Consider the following 15,926-nt stretch of genomic DNA (forward strand, 5'->3'; position numbering starts at 1 on the left):
AATGGCAAATCGTCTCCTCGGTCATGTGTGACGCGGTCTTGGAGAGTTTCTCCCGGAGCGAGTCTTTCCGGGCTATGACCGGAAAGACTGGCGATGCTGTCTCCCGAAGAATACCGATTAACTCCCCGACAAAGGCGTCCCTATCCATGAGGATCTGGTCGGTGTCGAATGGGTATGTCTCGACGCGGGCGAGCACGCGCTCGACCGCGTCGGCCTTGCTGTCCTCGCCGTCAACTGGTTCAACTGCCAGTGTTAGTGGCTTTCCTTGCGCGATGACGAACGCAGTACAGTACCGGTGACACTTCGTGGTCCCGTCCCGTGCTTCCATTCTCCTGAACTCGTCCTCGTCGTCTGAATGACCGTGGAACGGATTGTCCATGAAGTCCAGACAGATGGTTCTCGACCTGCCGCGGTCGAGAACCGTCATTGCCATCATTGCAAGGATATCGTTGACAGCATCAAGCATCGGCCCTTTCTCTAGGGTGTGCAACCAGTCCATCACGGCTCAATTGAATCCGGCGAATTTCGGCGTTTCAGCGTTCAATTGCCTGCTCCACGTTGTAAACGCCGGCTATGAGCGTTATCTCCCGGAACTGGCGGAACCAGTCACGCGCTCGGACGGCGGAGCCGTGCGAGCGCTTGATTGAGGAGTTGACGGACTCGGTCTGTGATCGCTGACCATAGAGCTCGTCGTCTATTCGGGCGTTGTGTGCGTGATCGTAAGGAGCGAAAACACGGTGCTTTATCAGCGGACGAATCCCGGCGTTTCGAAGCTCCTCACGGAAGCTCATGTCATCATAGCCTTTGTCAGCGGCCAAGCTTCGAAGGTCGCCCGCGTTCCGCAGGGCGACCTTCGGGCCGATCTTGGTTTCGTCAGGCCACTTCGTGCTGCAGTGTAAGTCAAGAATTGCTCCCTCAGCTGTATCTACGAGAAACGTCGTCTGGATCGTTTTGACGGAACGATCAATCCGTCGCAAGTAGTGAGACGATGCTTGCTGACGGTCGAAGTAGGTGGCATCAATTGCGGCGTGACCATTCTGGTCCAGCAGCTCCGCCGACCGGCGGAGCAGCTGTCGCCAGACAGTCATCGATGCCCGTTTGAACGCCTTACACAGCGTCGAAGGCGCGGGAAACTCCCCGCGTTGAAGATTCAATACCGCTCGAACACGTTCCATCTCTTCGGCCCAGTCGATGATTTCCTCGTACTCCGCGCTCATGTGTTCGCGCAGATAGAGCAAGACTGCGTGCTTCCAGCCGGCAAACCCGTTGCCGGCTGGATCACTCAGTTCCATCAGCGCAGCGTCAGTAAGCTTTTGAGCGAGCGAAGCCACTTGCTTCACGAAGCGGAAGAGGGTGTTGTGCATAACATTACTCTCCCGCTTCATACCCGTGATTCTAACGACCTATCCCGGCGCCGTCTGTGGATTCAATTGAGCCGTCCATCACTGGCTCGCGGTTTGGCGTGTCCTCAGTGTTCGTCGTGACGCCGTTGACTGAAGTTGTGTCAACAGCAGCTCGTAAGACGACTTCCATAATCTCCTCGGAATCGAGGCCGGAGCCCTCGATTCCTTCCATCGGTATCAGCTCAAGCAACTCCATGCTAAGAGACTTCAACTGGTTGTTCGAAATGTACTCGTCCGGATCTGTGAGGGTGCGTTTGAGTCTTGGGAACTCCATCACACACAGGAATCCGGACAGCGGCTGAATCAGGTGACTGATTCAGTCGCGTCATTCTGATCACTACGTGTCAGCAACTGGTCTCTTGAGCCAGAGTGGACAACTAGCGATTGTATAGCTCTGGAGGATTCAACTGCCTAACTGTTCAGCAACAGCGTCTTCAAGCCGCTGGGCAAGCAAGTCATCAGCGTCGACAGAACCGTCGATATCGATGTCGTATGGTTCGCCCAGTTTCTCAACGATAACAACCTCTCTCAAGGAGTCAACAGTAACGTCGTCGACATTCAACTCTTCAACGACAGCAGCGATGCTCTCAAGCCGTTCCTGTGAGCGAGACTCATCATCAGCAGCATCGGATGCCGGTTCAGTTGTGGCGTCGTCACCAGTCGAGCCGTCGCCTGTGTCGGTCGCTTGTGATGGATCATCGGGAGTATCGCTCTCCTCATCGGGTGAATACGTTCCAACGGGCTCAAGACGGCTAGGCGGGAACGCGTATGCGATTCCAGTTGGCGCATCGGCCAGTACAATGGGATCGTCGCCATCCCATTCAATGCCCCACTCTTCCAAGTCCTCGGGGTAGATCACAACCACAACGTTTGCCGTCGGGTCGTAGTCGGGATTATCATCAGCCACGGTCACAGCCTCACCGTCGACTCGATATGCTTCCCAGTCCTTGGCAGCCATTGGCGGGCGGTTCACCACGACGGCGACGTGTTCAGAGTCGTCTTGCTCGCGGTCGATGACGGTATCGCCAATCGCAAAATCCTCTTGTGTGTATTCTGTGCGGTCGGTATCTGGGTCGTCTTGTGTTGGCGTCATGGTAGTTTTTGATCACGACCGAGACTGCGAGCGGTCATAAAGTTCGATAAAAAAACTTCACCACACCGGGTCTTGAATTGTCTGGCTTCCATCAGCGGCAGTGCTGCGGTACTGTGGTGGCCTCCTACTCCGGTGCGACGACATCCCCACATGCTGGACACTCCGCCCAGACGCCTGCTGTCCCGTCGGCCTTCTCGTATTCGACCAGCGTCCATGCGGCTGTGAGAGGGTCACCACAGTTCGGGCACTGACCAATGGTCTCTGTGTTGTCAGGCATAATCGTATACCAGGGAACTCACAGCGATAGTATGTAAAAAATCACACCGCTTTGGACATAACCGTTTGCGTCGTCGAAAACGCAAGTCCAGCTTGCCCGATGGTAGCCGGTATGACTGCCGGGACTCCAGTCAGTGGCCGGTGGGAGTCCGTCTGTTTCAGTTTCACTCCGGTGGCGATACATTCTAGGTTCCGCTGGGCAAAAGAAACGATATGGGAGAAGCGATCCCTCTTGGACGCGTATGTCGGCGGTGTGGTGAACAAGTTGTGTTGGCCGTCGATACCGAGCGGGGCGTGTATACGGATGACCTGGAAGCACTCTTACAGACCGACCCTGGGCACAGAGCACTCATCAGAACAGAGTGTGACTGTCCAACACCGCGAACAGTTGCAGTGAAGGGAACGACACTGCCGACGACCAATGAACAGTGACACAAAATCGAGTGTGACAAGATCTTGTGGGCGACGTATCTACCCGATCCAACCGAAGCAGAATACGGACTGATTGTGTGCTGAAACCACACATAGGGTGGTTTATTCTAGAACAGTTGTGGAAGAACCGTCTACTCAGTACGACTGCATATGTTGCGCAGTGAGAAATACGTCGAAATTAATATTCAGTAGTCTGAACAATCGCCAATATGTCGAAGCTGTCTCTGATAAGTATAATACTGGGGATTGTGCTGCTCGGAGTTGCTGGATACATGGCATACTCTCAGCAACAAAGCCTCTCGTCCGGGGTGCAGATTGAAGTCACGGTAGAGAGCAAAGAAGTCACCATGGATTCCTCAAAGAGCGGGGACAAGTACACCCCCCACGTCACTTATAGCTACACGTACAACGGAACCCAATACACTTCCGACAACATCAGACCGGGAATAGGAACAAAAGCGTCCGACACAAGGGCTGCCGCGGAAGACAGAATTGACCAGTACAATGTCGGAGAGACAACCACGGCCTATGTCGTGCAAGGCTCGCCCTCAAAATCGTATCTTAAGAAAAAGAGTAGCCCTCTACCATTTATATTCGGTATCTTAGGCCTACTCCTGATCGGAAGACCAGTCTACAAATCTGTCGCTTCTTAATTTTGAACCGCTCCGTCAGGGTGATGTCCTTCCGCTTGGTTGCTGAATCACTCAGAACCGACGAGACCTGCAAGCCACTCAGGAACTGGGACAATGGGAGACGACACAACTGCTGATTCAGCCGACTCGCCCAGATATGTGAGTCGTGCAGTCACTGAACTCTCTGTTGGGAGTTGCTGGTTAAGCAGCCACGCATAGAACGCTACCTGCAGCCGATGCTGTTTCCTAGTTTCCTGCTCAATTGAACTGTGTGTGAGTTTTAGCTCGTCAACAACCCACTGTCCATCGGACTGAACAGAGACGATGTCTGCTCGATTTTGGGTTTCTATCTCGATGCCATCTATCTCAAGCACGGTATGAATCGGTTCCTCGACGTACTGGGTCTGGGCTTGCTGGATCTCCTTCCACGTATCGCTGGTAGCAAACTGTGGACAAATACGATCACTGAGATAGGTCTGAATCGAAGTTCGCATTGCAGGCGTAATCCGAGAATCCGAGGCCGTAACGCTCTGAGCTAGAATCTCTGGGAGCGGTCGATCAAACGACCGGAGGCTCGCGGTAGACACGTTCTGCGAGACAGCACGTGTGAGTACCTGATGTGTGATTTCTCCAAGTTGTTCTCGCTCGATCCCATCCGGAAGGTCTGCGTCTATTGACTCACTTCGAGTAGAGACGCTCTCTCCTCTCTCATCTAAGATATATTGCGCCTTTGAACCAATCGCATTGGCGGTGAGTTGGTACACTGATGTTCCGTTCACATATCGGCTTGTCCATCCGGTCTTGGTTTTAGCTGGGACGTGAGCACTCCGGGGCGTTGGCTGTTGGCCCTCGCTCGATTTTCGCTCTGGCAACGCGACGTCGTTCACACCGACAGTGAGTGCCGCTTCTTTCTCAGCGTTGGACACTGGGGCCTCGTATATACCTGCTGATGAGTTCTCTTCAAACGAGAGTGCGTCAGCCAGCGTTGCTATCCACGACGTTTCAACACCGTTATCTCGGCGTTCATAGGGTAGTGAGAGGACGAGATGATCGCGTGCTCTCGTGAGAGCAACGTACAGGACTCGCCACTGTTCTGCACAGTATCGCTGACTGATCCTACTGAGCGATGGAGGGCCAGCAATGCGACCGTCACTCCAGTAGTCACTCGCCCACCGAAGTGACCCATAGTCCGTCGTCGCAGGCCCTTGGTCATCTGACTGTGTGAGCGGTGTTCGAGAGACTGTCTCTGGCGGCGCAAGCGCCAGTGTATCGCCGAGTGCAAGAAACGTGTCAGTATGCGGGCCCCGAAAATTCACGGAGCCGCTCGCATCTGCGAGACAGACAACGCTGTCTTCGTCGCCTTTCATATTGTGGATCGTCCGAAACACGATATCGTACTCGTCTTGATTTGGCACGGGGTGGACGAGGCCGTCTTTTGGCTCCGCAACATAGCTGTTCAGGATCTGAGCGAGTTCACTGAGTGAATATCTCTCATCGCCTTCCCAGTCTTCGATCGAGTAGAGAAGTGCATCGCAGGCTGCCAGACGTCGTTCAGGATCTGGTACTTGACCAAATGGGTCTGCACGCAAGCCAAGCATCTCGATGATCTCTTCGACAACGAGCGACCCTGGATCACTCGTGTGCCGAGCACGCCGCCGCGCAAGAGCCACGAGCCCGGCTAGGAATCCGTCTTCAGTGGCTGCTTGTCGATCAGAATCACCACGTTCTGCCACGGCATCGATTTGATACCCGGCATCCTCGAATAACGCAGTGCTCTCGGACGAAAGCGGGAGACACTCGGACTCAACGAGGCGACGGGTGCGTTCGGGGTCATATGGCTCAACCAGCCACCAGACGACTCGACAGATGAGTTTGATCAGCGGGTTCTCGAAGAGGTGAGTACTCGCATTGACGACAGAGAACCCCTGACTTGTCAGCTGCTCCGCCAGCTCATCCATATTCGAGCGAGTGACAAACAGGACTGTCACGGTGTCATGTCCGAATGTACCATCTGTAAGTCCGCCAGCGAGATAATTCGCCACTGGCGTCTTTTCTGTCTTGAACCAGTCTGGAGTCCCAGGCGCCCCTTCTGGCTGTGTGTATCCCGAAATATGGACTGCAGGGTCTGCTGTCCCACTTCGCGTCGGCTCGAGCGAGGAATAGTCGGTGTTCGCCGAGACAGCGTCGACACCGCCTCCACGGGCTGGGTCTGTGAACACGTCTCCGAAGATCGTATCCACAGCTGCTGCGATGTCCGGGCGCATCCGGTAGGTGCGAGACCCAGAGTAGGACCGATGCTCTGTCCATTCCGTCTCGAAGTATTCACCACGCTTGAAGCCCGTCACAAACTGCTCTGGCCGTGCATTCCGCCAGACGTAGATGCACTGATCGACATCGCCAGCCATCAGCACCCGTGTCTCGTCGGTAACAAACGGCGCTAGCGCATCGTGCTGTGCAATCGAGATATCTTGCGCTTCGTCGATGAGCAGCGATTGGAACTTGGCAGTATATCGCGCTTTTACGCGGGCTCGGTATTCTTCCGACGCACTCTCGTCGGCGCCGGCTATGTCCTCCAGCGGGTTGTCGAAGTATTCAGCGATCCAGTAAGCGATGTCAGCGTGCGAAACAACACCCTGCTCACGACACGCAGCATCGTACGCACGTTCGTACCCTCCGAGAACAGTACAAAACTCTTCGATACAGGTGAGCCACTCTTCATAGCACTCTTGGTCGTCCTTGACAGCCTCGTTCGCTTCCCCATCTGTTTCAGGCGGTTGTTGGGCTGCAAAGTCGGTGGCGACGTCGTCGTCGTAGAATGTGCGTATATCTCCAAGGAGATCTGCAAGCGTCTCTGGTGGCCCACTTGGATACACATCGGTGACGGTGTCTCGAAGCCGGGCTTCGAAGTCGTCGATCGAGAGCCGCCGATCGCGCTTTTTCGCTCTCGCGTCCTCGAGAAGGGTATGAAGGCGGTCGTCCGACTCGTCGTCCGAATCGGCAGCAGTCGGATACGCAGTATCGAGCCGTGTACACTGGTCAGAATAGGCATCATCTTGGCGGACCGACGCTATGCAGTTCTGTCGAAGGAGCGAGAGCTGCGACGCGTTCCCGACGCTCGGCATGCCATCAAAACCAAGTTCAGACGCAATATCCTCGAATATCCCACGGAGTACGCTGTCTATCGTCCCGATGTGGTCTGTCATCTGAAGGCGGCGTTTGAGCCGGTCTGCCGTCTCGGGCGATATCTGGACAGGATACGCTCCATCCGTATCCTCAGCAAACGCATCAAGCGCGTCTCTGATGCCTGGTTCGATGCTCGCTGCATCCTCACGTGAAAACGAGATCACACAGAGTTGTTGTTCGGGACACCGGTCGCCGGCAGCATCAGCCCTAACAAGGGCCTCTGCGGCGATCTGGTTGAGCGTCGTGGATTTCCCAAATCCTGGATTGCAATCCAGAGCGAAGAAGCCAGCGTCGTGCTGAAAATAGTCCTCACGGACAGCAGCCTGTTTCCCCTTCATCGGGGGAACAGTCTTACTCATTCATTTCCCCCGTCTGTGCTGACGTTCTCTGGAATCGACTTCCGAATCCGGTCAGGTAAGATGACATCTTGCCCCAACAGCTCGCGATACGCGTCTTCACTGAGTGTCGTTGTCGAGAGGTTCTCCAGCAGTGGTGACCGCTGATAGCTGACCCCTTTCACATCTTCGGTAAACCGAGTCACGATCATGTGATTCGTCGCCGTCCGAACTGCGTCGACTGCGTGGTCGTACTCGCGTTCTTCAGTCCACGCACCTCTGACGCCAAGGGTCCGTGCCTCGGGTGACTCGCCGTCTGTGACGGCCGTCTGGACTTCCACCGGGAATTCGCCGTGAGGTTGCTGCGGCCATTCACCGTCGACGAACCCGAGCGCGATGACGAATGGATACGACCGTAACCATGTGTCAGTCGCATCGAGTACATCGAGTCGCTCAGCGTTTTCGTGTTCCCGGCGGCCTGGGCGAGCTGTTGCGATCGTCTCGATCACCTCCAGAACTGACGACCATGACGACTCGATCTGGTGTCGGTCACGCCAGTCGGCGTATTTTGCACGAGCCTCGCGTAGCAAGTGATCAGAATCAGTATCCCCGGCGACGCGCTGTATGGCCCGGGCAGCACGTGATGTCTCAGTATATGCTACTGTATCGTTTTCCTCGATGTGTGGAAGAACAACAGTCTCAAACCCATCCAGAACTGGGCCAAGCGTAGCGAGAATATCATCTGGTTCCGGCGCAGATCGATGGCGCTGGCACCAATCAAGATAGCTCTCGAAGCGACGCTGGACCTTTTGACTAATCGACGTCGTCATGGCAATAGTGTCACGCCACTGATCCAGCGTTCCGGAATAGTCCGTGCCGACGCCCTGCCGGATTTCACTAAGCTCAGCAGGTGTAAACGGTGTGACGCTCTCATCTCCCTCCGCGTTATCCTCCGTGACGAGCCACTGACATTCCAGTGGCCGGAACATGGTCTCGGCATCGATAGTGCCGGCAGACGCAGCGGCAAGCACTGAACAGGTCTCAGCCACGACTCGATACGGGAGCGATCGCTTCAGCTCTAGCTGCGTCCAAAACGAGAGATGACGTCCGTATGTGTTCGACGCACGGGTCAAGTCACGTTCGTACTTGTCGATATCACGAGCAACGATCGCGATATCACTCACGGAGACGCCCTCTCGGAGCAGTCCCTCACAAACCGCGAGTGCAGCCCTCGCCTCCTCAGCCCGTGTTGCGGCCACGATCTCCGTTGCTGGCGTAGTCCGGAACTCATCGATCTGCAAGCGCTCAATCGAACCTGACGAACTCGGAGTACTACTACCGTCCAATCGCGACTGAACTCGGCTGGCAATCCGCGGGCCAGTGCGTGCACGGAGATAGAGATGGACGGTACTCGACGTCTCGCGACCGATCGCTGTCAGAAACGCGAGCAGCGGCGTCCCCAACGTACTAATTCCGACGACGTTGACCCGCTCAATCCCAGCGTACTCTTTCTGCCAAGCATCCCCTCCTGTGTTTGTTACGACTTCAGTGCCTGCCTCTAGCACCGCCTCTGTGGAGATGTATTCCTCGACGCGGTCGCGAAGTTGCTCCTCGAGACTGCTGATGCCCGTCAGAAGGTCAAGTGCATCCAGACGAGCAACGCCGTCAAGCTCAGCACAGACCGTCTCAAGTGCGGAACGGCGTGTTGAATGATGGCCTGTGAGTAGCGACAGCTCTTCTCGCGCTGCTTCGATCCGATCCAACTGGGTTGTAAGTGACGTTCCAAGGACACGAGATAACCGAGACACATCTCCAGACGGAGACTCCAACAGATCTTTGAGCACCCGAAGGCGATCCATTCGATCAAGAACCGCCGGATCTGATTCCTCCGGTGATGAAAGAAGCTCGGTCGCCACGGCTGCTGGCGTGAGCAATGCAAGTGAACTTCGCGGCTGATTTCTATCGGCAATCACTCGTTTCAGGTTTCGCCGATGAAACTGTTCAGGGGCAAGAACAATATCTGTCGGCTGCTGGGCACGGCGAGCGCGGTTTATCAACTCCTCTCCTCCACAAATATGGATATTTTCTACGTCAACGGGCGACTTTGAATGGAGGTGGCTACTCATACTCTCTAGTTTTGTGAACGTAACTCAGTACAAGCGCGCATGGTATAGAAACTGGTGTGAGTGCATACCTATTTATGAGCAAGCCGGCTACTATTGTGTGCACACAACACTGGCGCTCCACGCCATCTCTTTTGGGACGCACGCTTACTCACCTAGTAGCCACCTCGCTACGCAGAGCCACTAGTACAATTGCAATCTCAAACGCTTGTTTACGACACTTTCAGAGGTTGCGACCCTGATTGATTTACTATTCTCTGATATTCGTCAGCAGTTCGCTTCAATGCCAGCCACTAGCCGCTCATCGAGGAACCGCTCTCGAAGCGATTCATTCTCACTGATGCTTTCGAGAAGTTGCTGAACGCGCTCGGGAGAGTGCAGGAGGTTATACCGATCGACGAGGGCAGTTGCAAATCGGGGTATAACTGACCGACCAGTGACTGCAGCATCACGAAGCCCAAGGCGAATGACCTGCAGGTCGTGGCGAGAGTCAAAGCCCCACGCTGCCGCTCGCTCTTCGAGTTCGGTATCGTAGGTGTCGAAGCCGATGATATTGTGACACTCCCGACAGAGACAGACCCCCTGATCAGGGTCATGTGACCAGTGGTGGTAGTCTAAATTCCCGCCGACGAGTGCTGAGTCGCGTTCAAGATTAGTCCGCGTACGTCGACACAGCGGACAGGTAACCTCCCAGTCCCACCCGATGGCTGCAGTTTTCGTCGCGAACCGTTCGGTATACTCGTCGGTGCGTGGTTCGCCCTTGCTGTTGGTGATCCCGCTCCAGAGCCAGTCGTCCCAGAAGTGCTGAATCATCGTCGTGAGGGTCGCGGGTTCGACAATCTGGAGATAGGCTGCGTCAACGCCAACAGCACACCACGTCCGTAAGTCGATGTCACACTGTGTGCATGCAGTATCGAAGTACGGGACGACACCTGAGAGGCCTCGTTCATACAGTGTGACCGCCTCACTACAATTCGGACAACAGATTGCGACGGGAACATCCAACAGCGGGGACTGCTTGTCGGCTTGAGACAACACCTGGGCACGGTCGCCATACGGTTGCTCAGTCGAACGCGTAAGGGTCGTCCCGTCGACGAGGTCGTCCAGATCAGTTGTCGATGCGGTCTGGGTCATACGCCTACGTCCGTCTGTCGCTCTGTCTTCGGTGTCTGATCTGGCTGGCTCAGTTGCAGATTCTCGATAGGCTCAGTGTCGATGGTCTGCCAGCCAACGCCGCAGCGACGCTCTTCGACCCGCCACATTGTCTCCTTCCCACGACAAGCGAGATATCGAATACGCCGCGGCTGGTCGTTGGCGTCCTGCTCAAACGAGAGGACCAGAACGGTGTTTAGGTTCTGTTCGGGGCGATCTACTGGTGGTGATTTAGTTCGTGTCATACTGTGTGTGAGAAGAGCTGGCACCAGCAAGCATTGTACTCGGGACCGACGCCGGCGTGCTCACTGCTGACTCTCCTCGGTCTTGCTCGGATGCACGAATACAATTCGACGCAACCCAACACAGAGAGCCTTTAGCCGGCTAGAATTTGTCCATTCGCTGCAGCCAAACGGACGGTATCTGGGTCAGTCACGTTCCCTATCGTTTTCTCCGGTCACCACCTACCTTTGGACATGACTTTCGGACCAACGTGGAACAATCTCCGTGACAATGTTGATGCATTGCAGTCTGATGCAATCCTCGTTACCCCGCTGTCACGCAAAGCCTTCAGCATCGAGGATGTACAGGAACATCGCGTCCTGATTCAGTATCGGGACGACGACGAGACAATTCCACTCCAGAAAGACCAATTTGAGACGCTCTACGAGCGCGTGAGTGATGCTCGTGGCGAATTCGATGTTGACCGCCTGCCGCCAGACGCGGAACCGTACGCGACTGTCTTGTCTCTCCATCCACGCTTCGAGGTTGACGACCGGGCTGGGACATTGACTGAAAGCGATCAGTCAACGGGGTCGCCGCTAGTAGAAGCCCAAAGTGGGAGTGAGGAACTCGATGAGACCGAGCGCGAAGAGCCGGATCTGGACGTGTATGCAGACGCATTACTGCTGATTGACGCCCTCGAACGTCACGACCTGACGACGCTCGAAGCTGTCGACACGCCTGCACTCGTGAACATTTACACCCTGCTATCGGACGTCCAGCGCAATGCAAACGACCTCCGGACAGATGTTCGGAGCGTCTTGCTTGACCGACTACATCACGACCAGCCGGTTTCTGGACAGTTTGGCTCCGTCCAGCGGACTACGCGTCGGAACCGGTCGCTCAAAGACGACGAGCTGGTGTTGAACGCGTTCGAGGCCGCCGGCATCGAACGCGAGCGGTTGACGACGGTCGACTCCAGCAAAGTCGACGACGCACTTGCGGTGACCGACCTTTCCGAGACCGATGTCTACGATATCGAACCGAGCGAGTACGTTCGCAAGGCCGATGTGGACGAGCAAGAGAAAGAAACGCGCCTGCAAGGACTGAAAGACCAACTTGAGGCGACCGAGGGCGACGAAGCTGACGAACTCCGTAACGAAATCGAAGCGCTCGAAGACCGGATCGCTGAACTGACCGAATTCCGATCCGGCCGGTCATTCCACGAATCTTCGGCCGGCGGGTAGGGCAACCACCGCGTACAACGGGTATCTCAATCGTCTCTTTAGTGGGTATTCAACAACTCATACACCACTTCTATAGAGTCTTCACTCTCTTCTCAGTAGTTCACTGGGCAACGGTATTGTGACTGGTCCTTGTATTGACTGAACCCGGTTCTGGCTGTGTAGCACTGGTGTTATTCAAGAGACTCATCAGGCGGCCGGATGATTAGATGGTCACGCAGTGATTCAATCAGTTCCGCTGGAAGTCGCACATAGCCGTCGCCGTCTTGCTGTTTTCCGAAGAGGTTCTGTACGTCGGTTTCGATAACGAGTTGATTGAGACTACCACCGGCTGTGTGGAACGTGACGTTATGTAGGGTTCCGAGTTCTTGGCCGTCGGTACTCATTACTCGCATATTGGAGAGCGTGCTTGCAAGGACCGTCTGCATACGTGCAAATTTGTTACGTTCAATGTACAAATAATTGTACTTAACTACCTAAGCGGGCAGCAGCTCTGTCTCTGCACTTATTCAGAAGGCTGATATCACCAGCGCCGAAAATTCTATTACAGGCACCACCCTGAATCCACCTTTGGTGCCTGTATTCCACCCCCACCACCCCACCCTTTCTACACGACCCACGGAGGTACTTGAGTAGCTATTACGCCTGAACGGGGGTACCACCTAAACAGTCACGAGGAACTAATAGAGGATTCTTGCGACTGCTTGAAAATAGCTTATGACTTTGACGGCGAGGTCTATATCGGTATTGCAAATACCTCCACAATTAGTAGACGTATCAAGCTGATTCATCACTGACCGACGACTCTTCTGAGTTTTCAGAGTCAATGACGATTACGCTGGTGAACTCGAAACGCGCACCTCCGGTTTCGCTTTCCGTGACTTGAACTTTCCATCCGTGGGCGTTGGCGATACGGTCGACAATGGCGAGGCCGAACCCAGTCCCGTCGCCAATTGTGGTAAACCCTGGCTGAAAAACGAGATCGCGCTCGTCAGTTGGTATTCCAGGGCCATTGTCAGCGACGTAGAAGCCGGTATGCTTGGAGTTGATGCTCCCAACGGTTATGTTAACGTCTATATTCTCGCGTTCTGTTTCGTTTGATTCCTCTGAGCGAGTGGTTGTTGTTCCGTGCTCAATGGCGTTCGCAAAGAGATTCTCAAAGAGACGTTGGAGTCGGCTTGGATCGCCCTCGATGATACTATTAGTAGTTATGCACAGGTTTGCGTTGCCGCGCGATGAAGTCTCCCATGCTTCTTCTGCGACTGTTTCGATTGCCACTGCGTCTGTTGTGACTAGTTGCTCACCCTCTTTTGTTAGCGTCAGCACCTCTTCAATGATCGCATCGGCGCGCTCATGGGCACGGTTGGCGCGCTCAAAGAACTCCTGTTCACCGGTCTCTTCAGCTAGTGAGAGCGCGGTGTCTGCAGTTGTGAGCGGCTTCTTGAGGTCATGAGAAATAACTGAGACCAGTTCTTCGAGCCGTTCATTCTGGTTCACTAACTCTTGTTTATCACGTCGCTGCTCGGAGATATTGCGAAGGATACCTGCGCAACCGCGGTACTCCGTTTCGAAAGGAAGTGCAGCGATGTGGTCCCGACAGGGGATGTCTCGCCCTTCGCGTGGTTGGATACGTACTTCGACCTGTGCGGAATTCGGACTATCCGAAGACACCACTCGGCTAAGTGCGTCGTCAATGCGGGTGACACTGTCGTCGCTTTTAATAATTGCAGGCTCCGCGCCGATAAGCGTCTCGCGGTCGTACCCGACTAACTCAACGAATTCCTGATTGATGTACTCAAAACAGCCATCGGCGCCAACTACATAGACTGGGTATCCTAATGCGTCAAGCACAGTAGAGTACCGTTCTGACTCGATTTGAGACCTGTACTCATTGATTGCGTGTTCAACGCGGTTGGAAAGACGCCGGTGTTGTTCAGCGCCTCCTTTCTGAAGATACCCGGTCACACCTGCGTTAACCGCACGACTCGCAATTTCTTCACTTCCTTTTCCTGTGTAAAGAATGAATGGCAAATCCGTGTCGTGATCTCGGACCGTTTGTAGAAATGTGAGGCCATCAGCTTCTGGCATCTCGTAGTCGCTAACGACGCAATCAATTTGATATTCATTGAGCCACGCCCTTGCCTGTTCAACACATGTTGTGGTCAGTATTTCAGTCTTTGATAGGCCTCGAGAGAGAAACTCTTCAGTAAGGCTAAGAAACGGTTCGTCATCGTCAAGGTGTAGTATCCGCCATTTGGGCGTCTCATCAGGACAGGTCATACTCTGGAACAGCTGCGTTGATCTACGTAGTATCTTGATTGATAAAGGCAGTCGGGTTTCACTCTGTATGATATGCATAGATCGATTTTCCCAGGGAGAAAGACGGGCGGATCAACGTTCAGTCGATCACATCGACAGCCGCGTAACCCCGTTTGATTACGGTGAACTAAACCGAACTAGCTGTGGAGCATCTTCGAACCGCTGGTGAGCATGATTTTCGGGATGGACCGTCGCTGTCGGCGGCGGACTGCCGCCGACGCGACAGTGTCACCACTGACGACCGCCGTCCGGCCCGATGGACAGCTACCGGAAGAACCGGCCGTCAAGTGGTTGATTCGCTGGAACAGACCTGCGGACACCAAGTGCTGTCCAAGCTGCGCGAAGCGTCATTTCGCAAAACTCCGTGAACGACCACTGCAAGAGGCGGCGCCCCCCACGGCGGGGCGCCGCCACGTACCTCCAGTGGAGATATCGCCAGCTGTTCTGAAGCAGTAGGCTCACTACAAACATTGAGCGTGTCATAGAATCCTCCTCATAGTGTGAGCTTCTCACGACCCGGGTCGTCTCCTCGCTCGAAATTTGTGATTGCGACAACGATGCGGAGACACAGCGCAATGAACACCTCTGTTCGTGCGTGGACGCGGCCTCGGGCGCGAACGTGCCCGAGGCCGCAGTCCTTCACCGCATCGTTGGTGCGTTCGACTCCTGTACGGCGGTTGTACGTCTCATCCAAGACTGATTGCTTGAGCTGAACCTCCTCACTGTGTTCCTTGATACGGTCTTCGACCCTGTATTCGATATCGAGCGGGTCATCAGTGTTTCGTGGGTTGTACGGGGCGACTGGTACAATCCCTACTTCCAGCAGGAAGTCGTGCCACTCAAGAATGTCGTAGGCACTGTCTCCAAGCATCCAGATCGGTGTCCCGACGGCGAGCGCGTCTTTTGTGACGCGCATCGCCGTCTCAGCGTCTGCCTGCTTGCGTTGGGTGAATTCTGCTGCAATCGGGATCTTTGAACCGGTCGAAACGATCGTACAGCCGAACCCGTAGTAGTGCTCTTCGGCCGTTGAATCGTAGTTCCACGACGCATCGTCGTTGTACTGGATCGCTTCAACGTGCGTCGAATCGATAGAGTACGTTGAGTTGAGCAGGCCGCGGGCGGCGGCCTGCTCGACGAGCCTCTGGAAAACATCATCGATGACGTGTTCTAGGTCGGTGAGAAACCGGTCGATTGTGTCTCTGGATGGCGGTTTGTCGAGCCCGCAATAGTACCAGACGAGGCCGTGCTGAAGTTCTCGTGCAACCGGGCGTGTACCGTAGACATCCTCGTAGTAGCAGTGCAGAAAGCCGCGAAAGAGGTCTGGTGGCTGATGCACCCGTGTTCGCCCCCTCGAAGCGGGGGCGAACACGTCGTACTCTAGCAGAAACTCGAACTCAAGATGCTCAAACAGCGGTACTGTCTCGGTAGCCGCGACATTCAAGAAGGCGTCTACCGAATCCAAATCTTGCAGGGTTGCGGTTGTGCTGGACACACTTTCCGCACCCTGCTGCT

General features: G+C 54.9%; 12 protein-coding genes and 3 pseudogenes. 2 read left to right on the forward strand and 13 right to left on the reverse strand.

Annotated elements, in window-relative coordinates; genetic code table 11:
* Nucleotides 1-4 precede the first annotated feature (4 nt).
* The 5 genes and pseudogenes from BDK61_RS21700 to BDK61_RS23690 all read right to left on the reverse strand — a co-directional run.
* Nucleotides 5-502: pseudogene (locus BDK61_RS21700) on the reverse strand (ISH3 family transposase); the annotation flags it as partial.
* Nucleotides 503-533: 31 nt separating this feature from the next.
* Nucleotides 534-1,385 carry an IS5-like element ISHma10 family transposase gene (locus BDK61_RS21705; RefSeq protein WP_121301968.1) on the reverse strand — a complete coding sequence of 284 codons (852 nt, stop codon included), beginning with the start codon at nt 1,383-1,385 and terminating at the stop codon, nt 534-536.
* A 52-nt stretch (nt 1,386-1,437) separates the two neighbouring features.
* Nucleotides 1,438-1,677: pseudogene (locus BDK61_RS21710) on the reverse strand (ISH3 family transposase); the annotation flags it as partial.
* 129 nt (nt 1,678-1,806) lie between these two features.
* Entirely contained in the window at nt 1,807-2,496 is a 690-nt protein-coding gene (locus tag BDK61_RS21715) for a hypothetical protein (RefSeq protein ID WP_121304682.1), read from the reverse strand.
* Between the two features lie 124 nt (nt 2,497-2,620).
* On the reverse strand, nt 2,621-2,773 hold the full coding sequence (locus BDK61_RS23690) for a DUF7837 family putative zinc-binding protein (RefSeq protein WP_167467419.1): 153 nt from the start codon (nt 2,771-2,773) through the stop codon (nt 2,621-2,623).
* Between the two features lie 640 nt (nt 2,774-3,413).
* On the opposite strand from BDK61_RS23690, the gene BDK61_RS21725 reads away from it, so the two are divergent.
* Nucleotides 3,414-3,857, forward strand: a complete 444-nt coding sequence (locus BDK61_RS21725; protein WP_121304686.1) for a DUF3592 domain-containing protein — start codon at nt 3,414-3,416, stop codon at nt 3,855-3,857.
* Nucleotides 3,858-3,904: 47 nt separating this feature from the next.
* Here the strand turns inward: BDK61_RS21725 and BDK61_RS21730 are convergent, their stop codons facing one another.
* From BDK61_RS21730 to BDK61_RS21745, 4 genes are all read right to left on the reverse strand, one after another.
* The gene (locus BDK61_RS21730; protein ID WP_121304687.1) at nt 3,905-7,378 is read right to left on the reverse strand and encodes a UvrD-helicase domain-containing protein; all 3,474 of its coding nucleotides are present in this window, start codon (nt 7,376-7,378) and stop codon (nt 3,905-3,907) included.
* Nucleotides 7,375-9,162 (reverse strand): PD-(D/E)XK nuclease family protein, encoded by a 1,788-nt coding sequence (locus BDK61_RS21735; protein ID WP_148709172.1) that lies wholly within the window; start codon nt 9,160-9,162, stop codon nt 7,375-7,377. Before BDK61_RS21735 ends, BDK61_RS21730 begins: the two co-directional genes overlap by 4 nt.
* Before the next feature lie 582 nt (nt 9,163-9,744).
* Nucleotides 9,745-10,611, reverse strand: coding sequence for a hypothetical protein (locus BDK61_RS21740; protein ID WP_121304691.1), 867 nt, complete (start codon nt 10,609-10,611; stop codon nt 9,745-9,747).
* Complete coding sequence (locus tag BDK61_RS21745) at nt 10,608-10,874, reverse strand: hypothetical protein (protein ID WP_121304693.1); 267 nt, start codon at nt 10,872-10,874, stop codon at nt 10,608-10,610. The genes BDK61_RS21740 and BDK61_RS21745 overlap by 4 nt, the downstream gene beginning before the upstream one ends.
* Before the next feature lie 231 nt (nt 10,875-11,105).
* Between BDK61_RS21745 and BDK61_RS21750 the strand changes: the two genes are divergently transcribed.
* Nucleotides 11,106-12,098, forward strand: coding sequence for a hypothetical protein (locus BDK61_RS21750; protein WP_121304695.1), 993 nt, complete (start codon nt 11,106-11,108; stop codon nt 12,096-12,098).
* Nucleotides 12,099-12,268: 170 nt separating this feature from the next.
* On the opposite strand, the gene BDK61_RS21755 is transcribed toward BDK61_RS21750, so the two are convergent.
* The 4 genes and pseudogenes from BDK61_RS21755 to BDK61_RS21775 form a co-directional block, all read right to left on the reverse strand.
* The gene (locus tag BDK61_RS21755) at nt 12,269-12,523 is read right to left on the reverse strand and encodes a PRC-barrel domain-containing protein (RefSeq protein WP_121304697.1); all 255 of its coding nucleotides are present in this window, start codon (nt 12,521-12,523) and stop codon (nt 12,269-12,271) included.
* Nucleotides 12,524-12,872: 349 nt separating this feature from the next.
* Entirely contained in the window at nt 12,873-14,375 is a 1,503-nt protein-coding gene (locus tag BDK61_RS21760; protein WP_121304699.1) for a hybrid sensor histidine kinase/response regulator, read from the reverse strand.
* Between the two features lie 303 nt (nt 14,376-14,678).
* A pseudogene (locus tag BDK61_RS21770) lies at nt 14,679-14,879 on the reverse strand (ISH3 family transposase); the annotation flags it as partial.
* Nucleotides 14,880-14,907: 28 nt separating this feature from the next.
* Nucleotides 14,908-15,906 (reverse strand): transposase, encoded by a 999-nt coding sequence (locus BDK61_RS21775; RefSeq protein WP_121302241.1) that lies wholly within the window; start codon nt 15,904-15,906, stop codon nt 14,908-14,910.
* Nucleotides 15,907-15,926 lie beyond the last annotated feature (20 nt).

It is taken from the genome of Haloarcula quadrata (assembly GCF_003634715.1).
Lineage (GTDB): Archaea > Halobacteriota > Halobacteria > Halobacteriales > Haloarculaceae > Haloarcula > Haloarcula marismortui.

Coding starts and splice junctions, on each gene's coding strand:
- BDK61_RS21755 (WP_121304697.1), bottom strand. CDS start 12,523: ATGCAGACGGTCCTTGCAAGCACGCTCTCCAATATGCGAGTAATGAGT.
- BDK61_RS21730 (WP_121304687.1), bottom strand. CDS start 7,378: ATGAGTAAGACTGTTCCCCCGATGAAGGGGAAACAGGCTGCTGTCCGT.
- BDK61_RS21745 (WP_121304693.1), bottom strand. CDS start 10,874: ATGACACGAACTAAATCACCACCAGTAGATCGCCCCGAACAGAACCTA.
- BDK61_RS21760 (WP_121304699.1), bottom strand. CDS start 14,375: ATGACCTGTCCTGATGAGACGCCCAAATGGCGGATACTACACCTTGAC.
- BDK61_RS21705 (WP_121301968.1), bottom strand. CDS start 1,385: ATGAAGCGGGAGAGTAATGTTATGCACAACACCCTCTTCCGCTTCGTG.
- BDK61_RS21715 (WP_121304682.1), bottom strand. CDS start 2,496: ATGACGCCAACACAAGACGACCCAGATACCGACCGCACAGAATACACA.
- BDK61_RS21725 (WP_121304686.1), top strand. CDS start 3,414: ATGTCGAAGCTGTCTCTGATAAGTATAATACTGGGGATTGTGCTGCTC.
- BDK61_RS23690 (WP_167467419.1), bottom strand. CDS start 2,773: ATGCCTGACAACACAGAGACCATTGGTCAGTGCCCGAACTGTGGTGAC.
- BDK61_RS21740 (WP_121304691.1), bottom strand. CDS start 10,611: ATGACCCAGACCGCATCGACAACTGATCTGGACGACCTCGTCGACGGG.
- BDK61_RS21750 (WP_121304695.1), top strand. CDS start 11,106: ATGACTTTCGGACCAACGTGGAACAATCTCCGTGACAATGTTGATGCA.